The organism is Streptomyces sp. NPDC091282 (genome assembly GCF_044757385.1).
Lineage (GTDB): Bacteria > Actinomycetota > Actinomycetes > Streptomycetales > Streptomycetaceae > Streptomyces > Streptomyces gramineus.
This window is the reverse complement of sequence record NZ_JBIVUX010000006.1, coordinates 259,037-278,374: the sequence shown is the minus strand read 5'-3', so window position 1 is coordinate 278,374 and position 19,338 is coordinate 259,037. Positions and strand designations below refer to the sequence as shown.

Sequence of the window (19,338 nt, the reverse complement as noted above, 5' to 3'; positions counted from 1 at the left end):
AGGACGCAGGCAACCAGGAGGGACGTGGCGGACGTGGACGTGAACGGCACGGTGGCCGAGGGCTTCGAACCGGTCAGGGACGCGTTCGCGGCCAACTTCGAGCTGCTCGGGGACCGGGGCGCGGCGGTCGCCGTGTACCGGGACGGGCACCGGGTCGTCGACCTGTGGGCCGGTGCGCGGGACGTCGACGGGGACGCCGCACAGGCGCCCTGGGAGCACGGCACCGCCCAGATCGTGCGCTCGGCAACCAAGGGCGTCGCCGCCGCCGCCCTGCTGCTCCTGCACCAGCGCGGCGAACTGGACCTGGACGCCCCGGTGGGCGATCTCTGGCCGGAGTTCAAGGCGGCCGGCAAGGAACGGACCCTGGTACGGCACCTGCTCGCGCACCGCGCGGGCGTACCCGTGCTGGACCGGCCGCTCACGCCCGCCGAGGCCGCCGACCCCGAGCGGGGCGCGGCGGCGGTGGCGGCGCAGGCTCCGGTGTGGGAGCCGGGCACCGACCACGGCTACCACGCGCAGACGTACAGCTGGCTCACCGGCGAGCTGGTGCGGCGGGTGACCGGACGGGACATCGGCGCCTGGATCGCGGACGAGATCGCCGGACCGGCCGGTGCCGCGCTGTGGCTCGGACTGCCCGAGGCGGAGCGGGCGCGTGCCGGGCGGGTCGGTCCCGTCGAGGCCCCGCAGGCCGCCGGCACCCTGCGGACCCGGCCCAAGCGGTCCGTGTCCGAGGCGTACGCCGATCCCGCGTCCCTGACCCGCCGCGCGTTCGGCGCGATCACCCCGCTCCCGGACGAGAACGACCCCGGCTACCGTGCCGCCGCCCTGCCCGCGTCCAACGGCATCGCCACCGCCGACGGCCTGGCCCGCTTCTACGCCGCCCTGATCGGCGAGGTGGACGGCGGCACCCGGCTGTTCACGCCGGAGACCGTGGAGCTGGCCCACGGCGAGCAGGCCGCCGGTCCCGACCGGGTGCTGGTCGTCTCCACCCGCTTCGGGCTCGGCTACATGCTGCACGGCAGCGCGTCCCCGCTGCTCTCCCCCGCCTCCTTCGGCCACCCGGGCCGCGGTGGCGCGCTGGGCTTCGCGGACCCCGCGTCGGGCATCGCCTTCGGCTACGTCACCAACGGGTTCCGCAAGAGCGTGACGGCGGACGCGCGGGCGCAGGCGCTGGTGCGCGCGGTGCGCGCGGCGACGGCGTAGGGACCGCCGCCGCGCGCGTCCGCGCTCTCACACGTTGATCGGGTGCGAGTGCCGCCCGGAGTCCGCGTCGATCTCGCCGTGCGCCTTGCTCAGCAACTGCATGGCCAGTTCGTTCAGGGCGCGGGCGCCCGCGATCTCCTCGCCGACCCTCGGCTGGTTGCTGTCGGACTCGTGCCGGCTCGCATGGCCGTGCGCGCGTATCTCGGTGCCGTCGGCCAGCCGCACCAGGGCCACCGCGCGCGTGTGCGTGTCGTCCTCCAGGAATTCCAGCTCGACGTGCCATCCCACCGCGGTCTGCGTCATGGGGACCACCTCCGCAATCGCTGCTTCCAGGGTGCTCCCTCGGGGCCCGGCCCGTCACGTCGGCACCGGCCGCGCGCGGGTCAGCCGCCGTCGAAGCTGGCAAAGTAGGCCGCGACCATGTCCTCGTCGGCGTGGCCCTGCGCGGCGGCGCGGGCGAAGCGTTCGGCGGCCGCCTCCGCGAGGTCGAGGCGCACGCCGTGGCCGGCGCCCGCGGCGACGATCAGCCGGGCGTCCTTCCCGGCCGTGTCCACCGCGAAGGACGGCGGGGTCAGTCCGCCGTCGAGGATCAGGGCGGCCTTGGCCCGCAGGTAGCCCATGTCGAGCGGGCCGCCGGCGATCAGGTCGAAGAAGCCGTGCGGGTCCACGCCGAGGCCCTTGGCGAGGGCCAGCACCTCGCCGGTGGCGGCGGTGGCCGCGAGGACCCAGCTGTTGGCGACCAGCTTGAGCCGGGTCGCGGCGGCCGACGCGCCGTCGTCGCCGGTCCACAGCGTGCGGGCGCCGACGGCGTCGAAGACCGGGGCGACGGTCTCCCGGCCCTGTTCGGGCCCGGCGGCCAGGACGGTGAGCTGTCCGGCCTCGGCGGGCTGGCGGGTGCCGAGGACCGGGGCGTCGTAGAAGACCAGGCCGTGCTCGCGGGCGAACGCGGCCAGGGCCGGGATCTGGTCGAGTCCCGCGGTGGTGGACTGCACCCAGACGGCTCCGGGCCGCAGCGCGCCGGCGGCCTCGCGGACGACCTCCAGCACGGTGTCGCCGTCGTACAGCATGGTCAGGACGACATCGGCGCCCTCGACGGCCTCGGCGGGGGTGTCGGTGACCTGCGCGCCGTCGGCGGCCAGCGGTTCCGCCTTGGCACGGGTGCGGTTCCACGCGCGGACGGTGTGCCCGGCCTTCAGGAGGTTGCGGGCCATCGCGGCACCCATGATGCCGGTGCCGAGAAGGGCCACGGTGGGCTTGTCGGTCATGACGTCTCCCTGATCGTTCGTAGCTTCCACAGGCCAGCTTGGCGCAGAATCCGCGGGGCACCACATGAACGCCGAGAGGGAGAGCGCGGGAACTAGGCCGTGGGCTCGCGGACGTCCACGACGGTGGCGCCGGCGTGCTCGACCAGCGCGGCCGGCGGGATCGGGAAGACGGCGTGCGGGTCGCCCGCGGCGGCCCACACCACGCCGTGCCGCAGCAGCGCCCGGTCGGCGAGCACGCGCGTGCGGGTGCGGTGCCCGAAGGGCGGCACTCCGCCGATGGCGTACCCGGTGGTCTCGCGGACCACGTCCGCCTTGGCCCGGGTGACCTTCTGCGCGCCCAGCTCCTTGCGGACCAGCTCCACGTCGACGCGGGAGGCGCCGTCCATCAGCACCAGGACCGGCACCCCGTCGGCCGCGAAGATCAGCGACTTGCAGATCTCGCTCAGCTCGCAGCCGACCGCGGCGGCGGCCTCCGCGGCGGTCCTGGTCGCGTCCGGGAACCGCCGGACCCGGGCGGTCAGCTCCCCGAGCCCCAGTTCCTCCAGGGCGGCGGCGAAACGGGGATGGGCTCCAAAGCCCTCGGCATCGGCGTCAGCGGCGGCGGTCGTCGTCATGGGGGCACGGTAACGAAGACGACGCGACGGCGGCGAACGGTTTGCCCGGTTCCGCGCACGAGGAAGCCGGTGAGGGCGCCCCGTCCCCACGGACCCTCACCGGCGGTCTGTCACGAGCCGGGCGTCAGACGCCGACCAGCTCCCGGTCCTCGTCGTCCTTTCCGGCGTTCCGGTCGGACAGCGCGCGCAGGCCCTCGCCCTCCACGTCGACGTTGGGCAGCAGGCGGTCCAGCCACTTCGGCAGCCACCAGGCACGCTTGCCGAGCAGGGCGAGCACGGCCGGGACGATCGCCATGCGGACGATGAACGCGTCGAAGAAGACGGCGATCGCGAGGCCGAAGCCGATCATCTTGATCATGGACTCGCTGGAGCCGATGAAGCCGGAGAAGACGGCCATCATGATGACGGCGGCGGCCGTGACGACCCGGGCGCCGTGCTTGAAGCCGGTGACGACGGCCTGGCTCGGCTTCTCGCCGTGGACGTACGCCTCCCGCATCCGGGTCACCAGGAACACCTCGTAGTCCATGGCGAGGCCGAAGACGACGCCGACCATGAAGATCGGCATCATCGACATGACCGGGCCGGTCTCCTCGACGCCGAGCAGGCCCGACAGCCAGCCCCACTGGAAGACCGCGACCACGGCGCCGAGCGCGGCCATCACGCTGAGCAGGAAGCCGAGGGCCGCCTTCAGCGGGACCAGGACCGAGCGGAAGACCACGATCAGCAGCAGGAACGCGAGGCCGACGACCAGCACCAGGTACGGGATCAGCGCGTCGTTGAGCTTCTGCGAGACGTCGATGTTCATCGCCGTGGAGCCGGTGACCAGGACCTTGGCGTCGGTGTCGGCGGTGATCTCGGTGCCCTGGTCGCGGATGGCGTGGACCAGGTCCTCGGTGGTGGTCGAGGACGGCTTGGACTTCGGGACGACTGTGATGGTCGCGGTGTCGCCGGCCTCGTTGGGGCGGGCCGGGGTGACCGTGACGACGTCCTTGAGGCCCTTGATCTCGCTGTCGACCTTCTTGAAGGCGGACTTGGGGTGGGCGCTGTCCTTGGCGTCGACGACGACCATCAGCGGGCCGTTGAAGCCGGGGCCGAAGCCGTCGGAGAGCAGGTCGTAGGCGCGGCGCTGGGTGGTCGAGACCGGCTGGGAGCCGTCGTCGCCGAGGCCGAGCTGCAGGGAGGTCGCGGGGACCGCCGCCGCGCCGAGGCCGACGACACCGAGCAGCAGGACGGCGACCGGGCGCCGGACCACGAAGCTCGCCCAGCGGGTGCCCATGTTGGGCCGGTCGGCGTGCTTCCTCTTGGGCCGGCCGCCGCCCAGCAGCCTGCTCTTCTCACCGGTCGGCCGGATCCTGCGCCCGGCGAAGCCGAGCAGCGCCGGGATCAGGGTGAGGGCGATCAGGACGGCGACGACGACCGTGCCGGCCGCGGCCACGCCCATCTTGGTGAGCATCGGGATGTTGACGACGGAGAGTCCGACCAGGGCGATCACGACCGTCAGGCCGGCGAAGACGACCGCCGAGCCCGCCGTGCCGACGGCGCGGCCGGCGGCTTCCTCGCGTTCACGGCCCTCGGCCAGCTCCGCGCGGTAGCGGGAGACGATGAACAGGGCGTAGTCGATGCCGACCGCGAGGCCGATCATCGTGGCCAGGGTGGAGGTGGTGGAGCCCAGGTCGAGCGCGCTGGCCAGGGCGGTGATCGTGGAGACGCCGATGCCGACGCCGATGATCGCGGTGAGCAGCGGGAACCCGGCCGCGAGCAGCGAGCCGAAGGTGATGACCAGGACGACCGCGGCGATCGCGATGCCGATGACCTCGCTGGAGCCCGTCTCGGGCGAGGCGCTGAGCGCGTCGCCGCCGATCTCCACGGTCAGACCTGCGTCCCGCGCGTCCTGCGCGGCCGCCTTCAGGGCGTCCCGTGAGGAGTCCTCCAGCTCCATGCCGGAGACCTTGTAGCTGACCGAGGCGTAGGCGACCTCGCCGTTCTTGCTGACGGCGTGCCCCTTGTAGGGGTCGGCGACCGAGGAGACCTCGGAGTCCTCGCCGAGTTCCTTCACGGTCTTCTTGACGGTCGCCTTGTTGAGCTTGTCCGTCATCTTCTCGCCGGCCGGCGCCTTGAAGACGACGCGCGCGGTGGCGCCGTCGGAGCTGGTGCCGGGGAAGCGCTGGTCGAGCAGGTCGAAGGCCTTCTGGGCCTCGGTGCCCGGTATGGAGAAGGACGTGTTGCCGGCGGCGGGGGCGCTGGCGGCGCCGACGCCCGCGAGGGTCAGCAGCGCCACCCACAGGAGGGCGACGTAGTGCCGTCGCCTGAAGGCGAGCCGGCCCAGTTTGTAGAGGAACGTGGCCACGAGGACGTACTCCCGGTGCAGGTCGTGGGGTATTCAGGGCAGGGGTGACCGACCCGGCGGGCGGCACGGGTGATCGGCCCGACGACGTGAGCGGAGACGTCAGGTGGGCTGGGTGTGGGGAGGGGTCAGCCGGTGATGGGTGCGCGGAGCGCGGGGAGCACCACGGCGTCGATGTAGGACAGGAGGAAGGCCTGGTTGGGCGGCTGCTCGTCGATCAGGGAACGGGCGGCGAACCCACCGATCATCATGTGCATCACGTAGCCGATCGCCGGGTTGTCCGCACGGACCTCGCCCCGGTCGACGGCACGCTGCAGCACCTGGTGGAACTCGGCCATCTCGGGCGCGACCAGATGCTCCTTGAACGCTTCCAGGAGATCCGGGTTGCCGTGCACCGCCATGGCGAGACCTCGCATGAGCGCGGAGTTCTGCTCCATCTCGCAGTCGTCCGAGCGCAGGGTCAGGGCGCGCAGATCGCCCCGGAGCGAGCCGGTGTCGATCGTGCCGAAACCCGCGCCACCGGGCTTGTTGTGGCGGACCGCCTTGGCCACCAGTTCGGCCTTGCCGCCCCACTGGCGGTAGAGGGTGGCCTTGCTGGACTTCGTGCGGGCGGCGACGGCGTCCATGGTGAGGGCGTCGTAGCCGACTTCGCGGAGCAGGTCGAGCACGGCCTCGTACAGCTCGGCCTCACGCTCGGGCGTGATCCGACTGCGACGCGCCGTTGCGACCTCAGCCATGCCACTCACCCTTCCTTGCTCCATCGGTACCTGAGTGTGTACATCGTGCACCACAGTGCGTACATACCTCAGTGCGTACATGGTGAAGATACCCCGAGTCCTAGAGAAACGAAACCGTTTCGTACGTGTCCTCGCTCACGTGGATCCGCCCGGTGTCCGCGCCGCACCCGCGCCCACGAGTTGCTGGCCCACCGCACCCGGAAAAGCATGGGGAGGTGAGCTATCTGCGCCTTCCGCACCTCCACGGCGACCTGTTGTGTTTCGTGGCCGAGGACGACCTCTGGCTGACCTCCCTGGACACCCCGGGCCGCGCCTGGCGGCTCACCGTCGACCGCACCAAGGTGGGCCATCCGCGTTTCTCGCCGGACGGCCGCCAGGTGGCGTACACGAGCTGGCGGAGCCTGGTGCCCGAGATCCACCTGGCCGACGTGGACGGCGGGCCGGGACGGCAGCTGACGTACTGGGGCACCGCCGACACCCGGGTGTGCGGCTGGACCCCGGAGGGCGACATCCTCGCGGTGGCCTCGCAGGGGCAGCCGTTCTCCTACTTCACCTGGTCCTACAAGGTCTCCCCGGACGGCGACCCGGGCCGCAGACTCCCCTGGGGCCCGGTCGCCGACCTCCAGGTCGCCGACATCGACGGCGAGCGCAGGACCCTGCTGCTCACCGGCACCCCACCGCACGAGCCGGCCGGCTGGAAACGCTACCGGGGCGGCGCCATGGGCCGGCTCTGGCTGCACGGGCAGCGGCTGCTGGCCGGCATCGGCGGCCACCTCGACTCCCCGATGCTGGTCGCCGGCCGGGTCGCCTTCCTCTCCGACCACGAGGGCGTCGGCAACCTCTACTCGTGCGCCCACGACGGCTCCGACCTGCGCCGGCACACCGACCACGACGCCTTCTACGCCCGCAACGCCGCCAGCGACGGCGTCCGGGTGGTCTACCAGTGCGCGGGCGACCTGTGGATCGTCGACGACCTCTCCCCGGACTCGGTGCCGCGCAGACTGGACGTGCGGCTGTCAGGACCGCGGGCCGGGCGCCGCCCCTACCAGGTGCCGGCCGCCCAGCACGTGGACGGCGTCTCCGTGGACGAGACCGGCCGGGCCAGCGCCGTCGTCGTTCGCGGCAGCCTGTACTGGCTCACCCACCGCGACGGCCCGGCCCGCACCATCGCCGACACCCCGGGGGTGCGGGTGCGGCTCCCGGAGATGCTCGGCTCCACCGGGCAGATCGCCTACGTCACGGACGCCGACGGCGAGGACGCCGTCGAGATCGCCCACCTGCCCCGGGCCACCGGCTGCCGGCCGCCGCGCAGGCTGGCCTCCGGCCGCCTGGGCCGGGTCCTCGAACTGATCTCGGACCCGCTCGGCGAGCGGCTGGCGGTGGCGGCCCACGACGGCAGGCTGCTGCTGATCGACGTGGGCGACGACACCGCGGACGAGGACTCCGACGGCGAGGTCACCGAGCTGATCCGCTCGGACAACGGCCCGGTCCGCGATCTCGCCTTCTCCCCCGACGGGTCCTGGCTGACCTGGTCGCATCCGGGCATCGGCCGTTCGCTGCGGCAGATCAAGCTGGCCCGGATCAGCGACCGCCTCGTCCTCGACCTCACCGACGGCCGGTTCGAGGACGAGAACCCGGTCTTCACCCGTGACGGCCGCTACCTCGCCTTCCTGTCCTGGCGCGGCTTCGACCCGGTCTACGACGTGCACACCGGCGACCTGTCCTTCCCGCTCGGCTGCCGCCCCTACCTGGTCCCGCTCTCCTCGGCGACCCCCTCCCCCTTCGCCCTCAGCCCCGACGGGCGCCCCGCGGCGGGCGGCCTGGACCCGGTCGAGGACGAGGAGAGCGGCGAGGGCGGCACCGTCACCATCGAGGTGGAGGGGCTGGCGAGCCGGGTGACCCCGTTCCCGGTCTCCGCCTCCAAGTACTCGGCGATGTACCCGGTCGCCGGCGGCGGTCTGGTCTGGCTGCGCTGGCCGATCTCGGGCGCGCTGGGCGAGACCTTCGTCAACCCCGCCGACACCAGCGGCCGGCCGACCCTGGAGTACTTCCACATCAGCAAGGCGAAGAAGTCCGAACTCGTCGACCACCTGGACTGGTTCACGGTCAGCGGCGACGGCAGCCGGCTGGTCGTGGTCGACGAGGGCGAGCTGCGGGCGGTGCCCTCGACCGAGTCCGGCGACGCCGACTCGACCGTCTGGATCGACCTGCGCCGCATCCTGCACACGGTCGACCCGCCCGCGGAGTGGCGGCAGTCCTACGCCGAGGCCGGCCGCCTCATCCGCGACTACTTCTGGGACCCGGGGATGTGCGGCATCGACTGGGACGCGGTGCTCGGCCAGTACCGTCCGCTGGTCGAACGGGTCGCCTCCCCCGACGAGTTCGCCGATCTGCTGCGCGAGGTCCTCGGCGAACTGGGCACCTCGCACGCCTATGTCAGCCCCGCCCGCCGCAACGAGGGCCCGCCGCACTACCAGCGCTTCCAGGGCCTGCTCGGCACCGACTTCGTACGCCGGGACGGCGGCTGGACGGTCCGGCGGATCCTGCCCGGCGACTCCTCCGACTCCAAGGCCCGCTCCCCGCTCGCGGGCACCGGGATCCGGGAGGGCGCGGTGCTCACCCACGTGGACGGCAGGCCGGTCGACCCGGTGACCGGCCCGTACCCGCTGCTCGCCGGAGCGGGCGGTACGACGGTGGAGCTGACGTTCGTGCCGGGCGACGGCGAGCCGGGACCCGCACGCCGGGTCGCCGTCCTCCCGCTGCTCGACGAGCGGCCGCTGCGCTACCAGGACTGGGTGGCCAAACGCCGTGCCGTGGTACGGGAGCTGAGCGGCGGCCGCTGCGGCTACCTGCACATCCCGGACCTGGGCGGCTCCGGCTGGGCCCAGTTCAACCGCGACCTGCGCCGGGAGGTCTCGCTGCCGGCGCTCATCGTCGACGTGCGCGGCAACGCGGGCGGCCACATCAGCGAACTCGTCGTCGAGAAGCTGACCCGGACCATCCTGGGCTGGGACCTGACCCGGAACGCGCAGCCGGTGTCGTACGCCTCCAACGCCCCGCGCGGCCCGATCGTCGCGCTCACCGACGAGGCCACCTCGTCCGACGGCGACATGATCACCGCCGCGATCAAACTGCTGCGGCTCGGGCCGGTCGTCGGGCAGCGCACCTGGGGCGGGGTCGTCGGCATCACCGGGCGGCACCGCCTGGGCGACGGCACGGTGATCACGGTGCCGATGAACGCGGCCTGGTTCGAGGAGTACGGCTGGTCGGTCGAGAACCACGGCGTCGCCCCCGACGTGGAGGTCCTGCGCACCCCGCTGGACTGGGCGGAGGGCCGCCACGTGGAGATGGACGACGCGATCCAGCGGGCCCTCGACCTCCTGACCGACCACCCGGCGGCCCAGCCGCCCGACTACAGCGACGCCCCGAACCGCTCCCGCCCCAAACTCCCCCCGAGATAACGTGCCTAAGGGGGCGCGGGGAACTGCGCGAGCAACCACGACGCCCCCGCACCCGCCCCTCCGCCACGCCCCACACCCCTTGGGCGCGCCCTTCCCCCGCAACGACGCAGGGCGCCCTCCCAGAAGGAAGAGCGCCCCACGCTTCGGCTCAGCCAGTGCAACGACTAGGCGTCGTAGTCCTGGTCGAACCGGTCCCGCATCTCACGCTCGGTGTCGTCGATGTTCTGACGACCCCGCTCGGTCATCTGCCGGCCACGCTCCTGCGTCGTCTGCTGGCCACGCTGGGCGGCCTGCTCGCCACGCTGCGCGGCCTGCTCGCCACGCTGCTGGGCCTGCTGGCCGCGCTGCTGCGCCTGCTGCTGACCCTCGTGCATCTTCTGCTTGGCCTGACCCTGCGTCTTGCCGGCCTTGTCCTTCATACCCATGTGGGTTCACTCCCGTGGAGGGTGAGGGGATCGGCCCTCAGTGGGGCCTCGACCAGATTCACACGGGCCGGTCACGCACGCATTTCGATCAGTGACGGTGCGTAGCGCGGGCCTCCTCGTCGGCCGCGCCGCCCGCCCCGACGAGCCCGGTGCGCATGCCCTGGAGGCGGGGCGCGAACCGCTTCATCTCGCGCTGTCCGACCGTCCCGATCAGCGCCGGCAGGTATCCGCGCACGCCCTGCATCCCGCGCAGCCACCACTGCCCGTACACGTGCGCCGAGCGCCGCTCGATGCCCGCCACGATCCGGTCCACCGCCGGGCCCAGCGGATACGTCTTGTTCGACGGCCACGGCAGCCGCTGCCGCAACTCCCGCATCACCGCGTCCTGGTCGGCGCCGCGCACCATGTCGGTGTCGGTCCAGGACAGGTACGCGACCCCGACCCGCACTCCCTGGTGGCCGACCTCCGCGCGCAGACAGTGCGCGTACGCCTCCACACCGGACTTGGACGCGCAGTACGCCGTCATCATGGGCGCCGGCGTGATCGCGGCCAGCGACGCCACCTGCAGCAGGTAGCCCCGGCTCTCGGTGAGCACCGGCAGGAACGCGCGGGCCGTCACCGCCGAGCCGATCAGGTTGACCTCGATCACCCGCCGCCAGGCCTCGGGATCCGACTCGGCGAACGGACCGCCGTTCGCCACACCGGCGTTGGCCACCACGATGTCGGCCTTCCCGAACCGTTCCTTGACCTCGCGCGCCACCCGGCTCATCGCCTCGTGGTCGGTGACGTCGGCGTACCAGTACGCGCTGTCGGTGTGCAGCCGTCCGGAGACCTCCTTGAGCGCCTCCTCCTCCAGGCCGACCAGCGCGACCTTCGCACCGCGCGCGGAGAGCTTGCGGGCGAGCAACTCGCCGACCCCGCGCGCCGCTCCGGTGACGACGGCGACCTGTCCTTCGAGACCGACCCTGCTCATGAGCCCTCCTTGATCCGCTCGGGCGCCTCGGCGCCGGCTCGGCCGTGGGTGTCCGTCACGTACGTGGTGACCAGTTCCCGGATCTTCTTGCTGACCAGTTCCGGCGCCTCGACCGGAGTCATGTGGCCCATGCCGGGCAGTTCGGTGAGACCGACGCAGTTCGGCAGCGCCGCGACCAGCGCGCGGGCGTGCGGAAGGGGCGTGAGCCGGTCGGACGTGCCGCTGATGACCGCGGTGGGCGCGCTCAACTCCCGTACGCCGGCGTCGAGGTCGAGGCCCGCGAGGACCAGCGCCCAGGCGTGGCGGACGGCACGCGGGCAGGCGTGCACGATCCGCGCGCACGCCTCCACCATGTCCGGGGCGGAACCGGGGCCCATGGTCGCGTACTTGAGGACGCGCCGGGCGGCGGGCGTGACCGGGCCGAGCGGGGCGCGCGAGGCCAGGACCTGCGCCGTCAGCCGGGTCCGCACGGTCCCGGCGCGCAACGGCAGGACACGCGCCTCCGCCACCAGCCGCGAACTGCCGGTGCTGCACAGCAGGACGGCGGCGGCGTGCTCCCGGAAGCCCGGCCGTGCGGCGGCCGCCATGACGCTCATGCCGCCCATGGAGTGCCCGGCGATCACGGCCTGTTCCCCGGGCGCGAGCGTGTGCGCGAGCACCGCTTCGAGGTCGTCCGCCAGCGCCCGGGTGGTGCACGCGGAACTCGCGGGACTGCGCCCGTGGCCGCGCTGGTCGTACGCGACGACCCGGTGGTCGACGGCCAGTTCCCGTATCTGGGCGGCCCAGAAGGCGGTCGAGCAGGTCCAGCCGTGGGCGAGGACGACGGGGGGCGCGTCCTCGGGGCCGTGCACCTCGACGTGCAGGTGCGCGCCGTCGGCGGAGACGGCGGTGAGTTCCCGTGCGGGCGCGGGCGGGGCGTACGGCCCGCTGGTCACGTGGGTGAGGCGGCTCACGCGACCGCCTCCGCGCCGGACTCGGCGCCGTGCGCGGCGTCGGCGGCGGCCAGCGGCGGGCGGACCACCTCGTACTCGGAGAGGTCCACGCGCTGGGTCGCGCGCCGGAACTCGGTCGTCGTGCCGGGCCAGATGGTGGTGTTGCGGCCGTTCGCGTCCAGGTACCAGCTGGTGCAGCCGCCGGTGTTCCAGACGGTGCGCTTCATGCGCTCCTGGACCTTGTGGTTCCAGGCGGCCACCGCGGCGGGGCGCGCGTCCAGGGCCGCGCGTCCGCCAAGGACGCGGAGCTGGCGCAGGTAGTCGGCCATGTAGTTCAGCTGGGACTCGATCATGAGGATCATGGAGGAGTTCCCGAGGCCGGTGTTGGGCCCGATGATCGTCATCCAGTTGGGGAAGCCGGCCGCGGCGGCGCCGCGCAGCGCCTCCATGCCGCCCTTCCAGGCCTCCGCGAGGGTCCGGCCGTCGGCGCCGACGACGCGTTCGGCGATGGGCATGTCGGTGACGTGGAAGCCGGTGCCGAAGACGATCGCGTCCACCTCGGCACTGCTGCCGTCGGCGGCCACCAGCGTCGACCCGCGGACCTCGGTGAGCCCGCCGTCCACCACGTCCACGTTGGGCCGCGCCAGCGCCGGATAGTAGGTGCTGGACAGCAGGATCCGCTTGCAGCCGATGCGGTAGTCCGGGGTGAGCCTGGCGCGCAGCGCGGGGTCCTTGATCGCGCGGGCCATGTTGCGCTTGGCGAGGCTCTCCACCAGGCCGAGTTCGTCGGGGCGCTTGGTGAACGCCTGGACCTGGAGTTCCCTGATGCCCCACAGGAAGCCGCGGCGGGCCTGCGTGGTGAAGGGCAGCGCCCGGTGCAGGCGGCGTTCGCCCGCGCTGATGGCACGGTCCACGCGCGGCATGACCCACGGGGGCGTGCGCTGGAAGAGGGTGAGGCGGGCGACCTCGGGCTGGATGGCGGGCACGATCTGGATCGCGGAGGCGCCGGTGCCGACCATGGCGACCCGCTTGCCGCGCAGGTCGTAGTCGTGGTCCCAGCGGGCCGAGTGGAAGACCTTGCCGGGGAAGGTGTCCAGCCCCGGGATCTCGGGGATCTTCGGGTCGGACAGCGGCCCGGTGGCGGACACGACGACGTCGGCGGAGAGTGAACCGGAGGCCGTCTCGATGTCCCAGCGCAGCTTCTCGGGGTCCCAGGTCATCCGCTTGACCTCGGAGTCGAAGCGGAGGTGCGGCCGCAGCCCGAACACGTCGGCGACGTGCTCCAGGTAGGCGCGGATGTGCTCCTGCCCGGAGAAGGTGCGCGGCCAGTCGGGGTTGGGCGCGAAGGAGAAGGAGTACAGGTGGGACGGCACGTCGCAGGCGCACCCCGGGTAACTGTTGTCCCGCCAGGTGCCGCCGACGCTGCCGGCCCGTTCCAGGACGACGAAGTCGGTGATCCCTTCCCGGCGCAACCGCACGGCCGCGCCCAGTCCGCCGAACCCGGACCCGATCACCGCCACCCGTACCTGCTCGTGCTGGGCCATCCGGAGCCTCCACGCATCGACCACGATTACGCCAGTGAACACTGGCACGATTGGACTGTAGAACAGCTCCGTACCGATGGGTAGGGGGCGGGCGGACGAAAGTTACCGGCGGTACAACATAGGCTGCGCATGTGGCAGACGACGGTGGACGGGGCAGCGGGACACGCGAGTACCGCATGGAGGAACTGGCGGGCCTGGCCGGCATCACCGTGCGCACGCTGCGCTTCTACCGCGAGCGCAAACTGATACCGCCGCCGCGCCGCGAGGGCCGTATCGCCTGGTACGACGACCATCACCTGGCCCGGCTGCGCACGATCTCGGCACTCCTGGAGCGCGGCCACACCCTGAACGGCATCGCGGAACTCGCCGAAGCCCTCGACCAGGGCCGCGACGTCGCCGACGTGCTGGGCGTCGAGCCGACCGAGGAGGAACCGGTCCGCCTCACCCCGCAGGAACTCGCCGCCCGCTTCGAGGGCCAGGTCACCACGGAGAACCTCGCCACCGCGCTGGACCTCGGCTACCTCGGCACCGACGGCGACGACATCGTCCACATCAGCCGCCGCCTGCTGGACGCCTCGGAGGCCCTGGTCCGCGAGGGCTTCCCGCTCGCCGAGGTGCTGGCGGCCGGCCGCAGCGTCCGCGAACACGCCGACGCCCTCGCCGAGCTCTTCGCCGAACTCGTCCTGCGCCACGGCCCCGAGGAGGACATGGAGCGCCTGCGCCCACTGGCCCGCAGCGTGGTGGAGGCGGAGGTCTCCCTGGCCCTGGACCGCCGCATGAGCAAACGCCCCCGAGACACCCCCTAGTCCCACCAGAACGACCAGGAAGCCCGCCCGACGAGATCCGCCGCGTAGTCGGGAAACGGCGTCGGCGGGTCGTCGACGATGTTGTCCGCCGCGGCCTCGTTGGGCGTCGGGCCCGTGTCCGCCGTCGGCCGCCGCGTCACCTCTCGAAGGTCACCGTCACCGGTGCGTGGTCCGACCAGCGCTCCGCGTGGGTGGACGCCCGCTCCACGACCGCCTTGACGGCGCGGGCGGCCAGGCCGGGGGTCGCCATCGCGTAGTCGATGCGCCAGCCCGAGTCGTTGTCGAAGGCCCGGCCCCGGTAGGACCACCAGGTGTACGGGCCCTCGGTCTCCGGGTGCAGGGCGCGGACGACGTCGACGTAGCCGCCGTCGGACGGGTCGAGGACGCCGGTCAGCCACTGCCGTTCCTCCGGCAGGAAGCCGGAGTTCTTCGTGTTGCCGCGCCAGTTCTTCAGGTCGGCCTGCTGGTGGGCGATGTTCCAGTCGCCGCAGACGACGACCTCGCGCCCCTCGGCCGCGGCCCGCGTACGCAGCTCCTTCAGGTGGGCGAGGAACTGGTCCATGAACCGGTACTTCTCGTCCTGCCGCTCGGTGCCGACCTCGCCGGAGGGCAGGTAGAGGGAGGCGACGGTGACGCCGGGCAGGTCGGCCTCGACGTAGCGCCCGCTCGCGTCGAACTCGTCCGACCCGAAGCCGACCCGCACGCTGTCCGGCTCGCGCCGGGTGTACAGCGAGACACCCGCACGCCCCTTGGCGGACGCCGGGGCGTGCACGACGTGCCAGCCGGCCGGCGCGCGCACCCCGTCCGGGAGCTGCTGCGGCTCCGCGCGCACCTCCTGGAGGCAGAGCACGTCAGCGGACGTCTGCGCGAGCCACTCCACGAAGCCCTTCTTCGCCGCGGCCCGCAGCCCGTTCACATTCACCGAGGTCACAGTCAGCACCAGGGCACGATACCGGCACACTGGACACAGTCCGATGCCCACCGCGCTTCCGCCTGCACGAATATGCGATGTCTCACATGAACATACGTCCCGTTCCCTTCGATCACCCCGACGCCGTCAAGCTCAACGACGAGGTCCAGGCCGAGTACCACGTGCGCTACGGCGACGGCGGCGACGCCACCGCGCTCGACACGGCCGACTTCACCCCGCCGAACGGCGTCTACCTGATCGCGTACGACGAGTCCGACCGCCCCGTGGCCACCGGCGGCTGGCGCAGCCAGGACGAGAACGGCGAGGGCAACGAGGACGGCGACGCCGAACTCAAGCGCATGTTCGTCGTCGAGGGGATGCGCGGCCGGGGCCTGGCCCGCCGCCTGCTCGCCGCCCTGGAGGACGACGCCCGCGCGGCCGGCCGCCGCCGCATGGTCCTGGAGACCGGCACCAAGCAGCCGGAGGCCATCGCCCTGTACGCCTCCAGCGGCTACGAGCCCTGCGTGAAGTTCGGCTATTACCGCCACTACGAGTCGAGCCGCTGCTACGCGAAGCCCCTGCAGGCGGACTTGTAATCCACGTCACACCCCGCCGCCCCAACTCGCCTTCCGGCACCCGCCGGATCGCGGGCCGGGCCGTTCCGGAAACGCAAGAGATCCCGGCGATCGGAATGACCGCCGGGATCTCTTCGTGCAGTGGACCTGTGGGGATTTGAACCCCAGACCCCCTCGATGCGAACGAGGTGCGCTACCAGACTGCGCCACAGGCCCTTGCAACGAGTGAAACTCTAGCATCCCCGTCGGGGTGCTTGGAAATCCGTTCCCTGACTGGTCAGGGACGGGGTCCCGGCAGGGACCCCGCGCCTTCCCCGGGTCACTCGTTGGCCGCGCGCGGCCGCTCGCCGTCCTCGTACTGGTCGAACAGCGGCGTGCGGCCGCGTTCCCGGGCCCGCCGCGCGGAGGCCGCGCGGCGGGCGTCCGTCCGGCCGTCCGCCGGCCTGTCCTCGGCCGGCTGCTCCTCCGCCTCGGCCTCCGCCACCGCCGGCGCGCTCTCCTGCTCCGGCGCGACGGAGCTGGACCGTGCCGAACTCCAGGCGTCCGGTGCGCCGAGATCCACCTCGGAGGTGGCGCGGGGCGCGACCGGCGCCGTCACGTACGTCGGCAGGGGCACCGGCACCGGGTCCCAGCTCTCCCCCTGCCCCGGCCGCCGCTGCCGCTCGCGCTGCTGGTCGACCCACTCGGCGTGGTCGGTCTGCTCGACGAGGGCGCGCCGGTCGGCCGCGAGCGCGGACAGGCCGGGGTCGGTCTCGGCCCCTGGTCCCTCGTCCGGTTCGTCGGCCGCCGCGCCGGGGTCCACAGGAGCGCGCCGCCGCGGCTGGCGTTCCCGCAGCCGCTGGGCGGCGGCCTCGGCCTGGCGCCGGTCCATCTGGTAGGCGAAGCGCCGCCGTTCCTGCGTGCGCAGGTAGGCGATGTAGGCGCTGAGCATGACGGCGGGCACGCCGGGCGCCCACAGGAACGCGAGCCCGCCGACGGCGGCGACGATCGCGCCCATCGTGAACGCGACGAAGAGCAGCACGGTGGTGCGCCGGCGGCGCGCCAGCGCCTTCGTGCGCCGGGCCCGTGCCGCGGCCGCCTGTGCCGAGCTGGCACGCTGGGCGTCCGTGACCCGCTTGCGTGCGGGGGCGGACGCGGAGGCCGGGGCCGGCGTGGCGCCCGCCGGACGGGCCGGTGCGGACGGGGACTTGGCCGCCGGCGGGACCGCGTGGTCGCGTACCGGTTCCTGGCGCCCGGGCGTCTCCGGCTCCGCGTCCGCCCGGACCTGACGGCGGGTCGGAGGCATGGCGAAGGCCCGGACGTCCACCGACTCGGTGACGACGTCCGGCTCGCCGGCGTCCTGCTCCCCCTCGGGGGCGGAGCGCGCCCGCAGGTCCTTGGCGTACCGGCGCTCCATCCCCGCCCGTCCGGACAGCAGCCGGATGGCGGTGCTGAAGCGTTCCGTCGGACGGGCCTCGTTCAGCTCGTCCTGCCTACGGAGCCACATCGGCACCAAGTAGGCGGCCCAGGCCCCGACAATGACTGCGTAGATGAGGCCGCTGCTGCTCACGCCTCACACGGTAGAGGGGTTTGCGTGGGGCCATCTGCCAATTGCGCCGGTGTGTCGCACGATCTGGCTGATATTTCGAACTTTTTTTGTGACCGATGCGATCAGCGGCCCACCGGAGCCGGGAATTCAATGCCCCGAGACGGTCACCAGGCGATCAATTTCGAACACGTATTCCATTTCCGGGCTAGCCGGGATTCCCTGGAGTGTTCTGCGGATTCCAGGGCAGGTTCGGAGAGCCCGGCCCGTTCGGCGACCCGCTCCTCGAGCGTTCCCGCCGCCAGCGGTTGAGCAACCCTTCGGGCACCTCTTCCGCGGTGAGCGCGAAGACGAGGTGGTCGCGCCATGCTCCGTCGATGTGGAGATAACGCGGTCGCAGCCCCTCCTCGCGGAATCCGAGTTTCTCCACGACCCGGCGGCTGGGCCGGTTCTCGGGGCGAATGCAGACTTCGATGCGGTGCAGGCCGACCGAGCGGAAACAGTGGTCCACGACCATCGCCACGGCCGTCGGCATCACCCCGCGGCCGGCCACCGACCGGTCCACCCAGTAGCCGACGTGCCCCGAGCACATCGACCCCCAGGTGATGCCGGCGACCGTCAACTGCCCGACCAGGCGCCCCTCGTACTCGATGACGAACGGCAGCATGCGGCCCGCGTTCGCCTCCGAGCGCAGGTGCCGGACCATCTGCCGGTAGGTCGGCCGGTGCGTTATCGGCCCGCTGGGCGTGGGCGGCGGGATGGTCGCCTCCCAGGGGCGCAGCCAGTCGCGGTTGCGCCGGTTGACCTCGCGCCAGGCCCGCTGGTCGCGCACCTTTATGGGCCGGAGGACGATGTCGCCGTCCACCAGCACGACGGGCCAGGATGGGCTGTTCAGCTCGCACCCCCGGTACCGGGTCTGGGGTGGTCGCCGCCTCGGATCTGGTCGACGGCGTGGGCCAGCAGCGGTTCCAGGACGGCCAGGCCGTCCCGTACCCCGCCGGTGGACCCCGGAAGGTTGACGATCAGTGTCCGGCCCGCCACCCCGGCCAGTCCCCGGGAGAGCGCGGCGGTGGGCACCTTCTCCCGTCCGAACGCGCGGACGGCCTCGGCGATGCCCGGCACCTCGTGGTCGATCACCGCGCGGGTCGCCTCCGGCGTCCGGTCGGTGGGCGAGATGCCGGTGCCGCCGGTGGTGACGACGACGTCGTACCCGGCCGCGACGGCCTCGCGCAGGGCGGCGGTCACCGGGTCCCCGTCGGGCACGACCCGCGGCCCGTCCACGGCGAAGCCGAGATCCGCCAGACCGGCCGCGACCAGCGGCCCGCCCCGGTCCTCGTAGACGCCGGCGGCGGCCCGGTTGGAGGCGGTCACCACCAGCGCCCGGTACGGCGCGCCGCCGGCGGCCGGCCCGGCGTTCACGACCGGCTCCAGTCGCCCGACTTGCCGCCCGTCTTCTCCTCCACGCGTACGTCCGTGATGACCGCTCCCTTGTCGACCGCCTTGACCATGTCGATCACGGTGAGCGCGGCGACGGAGACCGCGGTGAGCGCCTCCATCTCGACGCCCGTGCGGTCCGTCGTCCGCACGGTGGCCAGGATCTCCACCGCGTCCTCCGCGACCGACAGATCCAGTTTCACACCCGAGACCGACAAGGGGTGGCAGAGCGGGATGAGGTCCGGGGTGCGTTTGGCGCCCATGATGCCCGCGATGCGCGCGGTGGCGAGGGCGTCGCCCTTGGGGACGCCCTCGCCCCGCAGCAGCTCGATCACGCGGGGCGAGACGAGGACGCGTCCGCTGGCGCGGGCGGTGCGCGCGGTCACCTCCTTGCCGGACACGTCGACCATGCGGGCGGCGCCCGCCTCGTCGATGTGTGTGAGGCGGTCTGGCGCAGGGCGGCCGGGGGTCTCCCCCCGGGAAGGCTCAGTCATGCTGTGTGGCGCTCCCGGTCCTGGCCCGTCGCGGTGCGGCGCTCGGGCCTGCTGTGCGCGACACGGTACCGCCAAGGCGGCGCGGACGGCCGGGCA

The 19,338-nt window shown here is 72.8% G+C and carries 19 protein-coding genes and 1 tRNA gene; 4 read left to right on the top strand and 16 right to left on the bottom strand.

Annotated features, from left to right (window positions below; genetic code table 11):
• Window positions 1-33: 33 nt before the first annotated feature.
• The gene (locus ACIQOE_RS28395; protein WP_365576692.1) at window positions 34-1,203 is read left to right on the top strand and encodes a serine hydrolase domain-containing protein; all 1,170 of its coding nucleotides are present in this window, start codon (window positions 34-36) and stop codon (window positions 1,201-1,203) included.
• Window positions 1,204-1,230: 27 nt separating this feature from the next.
• Here ACIQOE_RS28395 and ACIQOE_RS28390 read toward each other — a convergent pair whose 3' ends face one another.
• The 5 genes from ACIQOE_RS28390 to ACIQOE_RS28370 all read right to left on the bottom strand — a co-directional run bounded on the left by ACIQOE_RS28390 (window position 1,231) and on the right by ACIQOE_RS28370 (window position 6,163).
• Window positions 1,231-1,506, bottom strand: coding sequence for a DUF1876 domain-containing protein (locus tag ACIQOE_RS28390; RefSeq protein ID WP_351321063.1), 276 nt, complete (start codon window positions 1,504-1,506; stop codon window positions 1,231-1,233).
• Window positions 1,507-1,586: 80 nt separating this feature from the next.
• Window positions 1,587-2,468, bottom strand: a complete 882-nt coding sequence (locus tag ACIQOE_RS28385) for an NAD(P)-dependent oxidoreductase (RefSeq protein WP_351321065.1) — start codon at window positions 2,466-2,468, stop codon at window positions 1,587-1,589.
• Between the two features lie 92 nt (window positions 2,469-2,560).
• Window positions 2,561-3,082, bottom strand: a complete 522-nt coding sequence (locus ACIQOE_RS28380) for a YbaK/EbsC family protein (RefSeq protein ID WP_401414487.1) — start codon at window positions 3,080-3,082, stop codon at window positions 2,561-2,563.
• Between the two features lie 124 nt (window positions 3,083-3,206).
• Window positions 3,207-5,429, bottom strand: a complete 2,223-nt coding sequence (locus tag ACIQOE_RS28375; protein ID WP_362649842.1) for an MMPL family transporter — start codon at window positions 5,427-5,429, stop codon at window positions 3,207-3,209.
• A gap of 125 nt (window positions 5,430-5,554) precedes the next feature.
• Window positions 5,555-6,163 carry a TetR/AcrR family transcriptional regulator gene (locus ACIQOE_RS28370; RefSeq protein WP_351321071.1) on the bottom strand — a complete coding sequence of 203 codons (609 nt, stop codon included), beginning with the start codon at window positions 6,161-6,163 and terminating at the stop codon, window positions 5,555-5,557.
• A gap of 215 nt (window positions 6,164-6,378) precedes the next feature.
• On the opposite strand from ACIQOE_RS28370, the gene ACIQOE_RS28365 reads away from it, so the two are divergent.
• Entirely contained in the window at window positions 6,379-9,624 is a 3,246-nt protein-coding gene (locus ACIQOE_RS28365) for a S41 family peptidase (RefSeq protein ID WP_365576552.1), read from the top strand.
• A gap of 164 nt (window positions 9,625-9,788) precedes the next feature.
• Here ACIQOE_RS28365 and ACIQOE_RS28360 read toward each other — a convergent pair whose 3' ends face one another.
• The 4 genes from ACIQOE_RS28360 to ACIQOE_RS28345 all read right to left on the bottom strand — a co-directional run bounded on the left by ACIQOE_RS28360 (window position 9,789) and on the right by ACIQOE_RS28345 (window position 13,498).
• Window positions 9,789-10,043, bottom strand: coding sequence for a hypothetical protein (locus ACIQOE_RS28360; protein WP_351321075.1), 255 nt, complete (start codon window positions 10,041-10,043; stop codon window positions 9,789-9,791).
• 94 nt (window positions 10,044-10,137) lie between these two features.
• Window positions 10,138-11,022 (bottom strand): SDR family oxidoreductase, encoded by an 885-nt coding sequence (locus tag ACIQOE_RS28355; RefSeq protein WP_351938299.1) that lies wholly within the window; start codon window positions 11,020-11,022, stop codon window positions 10,138-10,140.
• Entirely contained in the window at window positions 11,019-11,975 is a 957-nt protein-coding gene (locus ACIQOE_RS28350) for an alpha/beta hydrolase (protein ID WP_365565640.1), read from the bottom strand. Before ACIQOE_RS28350 ends, ACIQOE_RS28355 begins: the two co-directional genes overlap by 4 nt.
• Window positions 11,972-13,498, bottom strand: a complete 1,527-nt coding sequence (locus ACIQOE_RS28345; protein ID WP_401414483.1) for a flavin-containing monooxygenase — start codon at window positions 13,496-13,498, stop codon at window positions 11,972-11,974. Before ACIQOE_RS28345 ends, ACIQOE_RS28350 begins: the two co-directional genes overlap by 4 nt.
• Before the next feature lie 176 nt (window positions 13,499-13,674).
• On the opposite strand from ACIQOE_RS28345, the gene ACIQOE_RS28340 reads away from it, so the two are divergent.
• Window positions 13,675-14,304 carry a MerR family transcriptional regulator gene (locus ACIQOE_RS28340; protein WP_351321504.1) on the top strand — a complete coding sequence of 210 codons (630 nt, stop codon included), beginning with the start codon at window positions 13,675-13,677 and terminating at the stop codon, window positions 14,302-14,304.
• Here ACIQOE_RS28340 and ACIQOE_RS28335 read toward each other — a convergent pair.
• Both ACIQOE_RS28335 and ACIQOE_RS28330 read right to left on the bottom strand, forming a co-directional pair.
• A complete protein-coding gene (locus ACIQOE_RS28335) occupies window positions 14,301-14,444 on the bottom strand; it encodes a hypothetical protein (RefSeq protein WP_351321082.1) in 144 nt (47 codons plus the stop codon). The two genes, ACIQOE_RS28340 and ACIQOE_RS28335, sit on opposite strands and share 4 nt — an antisense overlap.
• Window positions 14,441-15,265, bottom strand: a complete 825-nt coding sequence (locus ACIQOE_RS28330; protein WP_351321084.1) for an exodeoxyribonuclease III — start codon at window positions 15,263-15,265, stop codon at window positions 14,441-14,443. Before ACIQOE_RS28330 ends, ACIQOE_RS28335 begins: the two co-directional genes overlap by 4 nt.
• Before the next feature lie 56 nt (window positions 15,266-15,321).
• Here ACIQOE_RS28330 and ACIQOE_RS28325 point away from each other — a divergent pair, with 56 nt between their 5' ends.
• Window positions 15,322-15,810, top strand: coding sequence for a GNAT family N-acetyltransferase (locus ACIQOE_RS28325; protein ID WP_351321086.1), 489 nt, complete (start codon window positions 15,322-15,324; stop codon window positions 15,808-15,810).
• A 121-nt stretch (window positions 15,811-15,931) separates the two neighbouring features.
• Here the strand turns inward: ACIQOE_RS28325 and ACIQOE_RS28320 are convergent.
• The 5 genes from ACIQOE_RS28320 to moaC all read right to left on the bottom strand — a co-directional run bounded on the left by ACIQOE_RS28320 (window position 15,932) and on the right by moaC (window position 19,242).
• Window positions 15,932-16,005 (bottom strand) — tRNA-Ala (locus ACIQOE_RS28320).
• 103 nt (window positions 16,006-16,108) lie between these two features.
• Entirely contained in the window at window positions 16,109-17,338 is a 1,230-nt protein-coding gene (gene glpR / locus ACIQOE_RS28315; RefSeq protein WP_401414480.1) for a gephyrin-like molybdotransferase receptor GlpR, read from the bottom strand.
• Window positions 17,339-17,522: 184 nt separating this feature from the next.
• Entirely contained in the window at window positions 17,523-18,185 is a 663-nt protein-coding gene (locus ACIQOE_RS28310; RefSeq protein WP_351321090.1) for a GNAT family protein, read from the bottom strand.
• A gap of 20 nt (window positions 18,186-18,205) precedes the next feature.
• Complete coding sequence (locus ACIQOE_RS28305) at window positions 18,206-18,733, bottom strand: molybdenum cofactor biosynthesis protein B (protein ID WP_399012641.1); 528 nt, start codon at window positions 18,731-18,733, stop codon at window positions 18,206-18,208.
• The gene (moaC, locus tag ACIQOE_RS28300) at window positions 18,730-19,242 is read right to left on the bottom strand and encodes a cyclic pyranopterin monophosphate synthase MoaC (RefSeq protein ID WP_351321094.1); all 513 of its coding nucleotides are present in this window, start codon (window positions 19,240-19,242) and stop codon (window positions 18,730-18,732) included. The genes ACIQOE_RS28305 and moaC overlap by 4 nt, the downstream gene beginning before the upstream one ends.
• Between the last annotated feature and the right edge of the window lie 96 nt (window positions 19,243-19,338).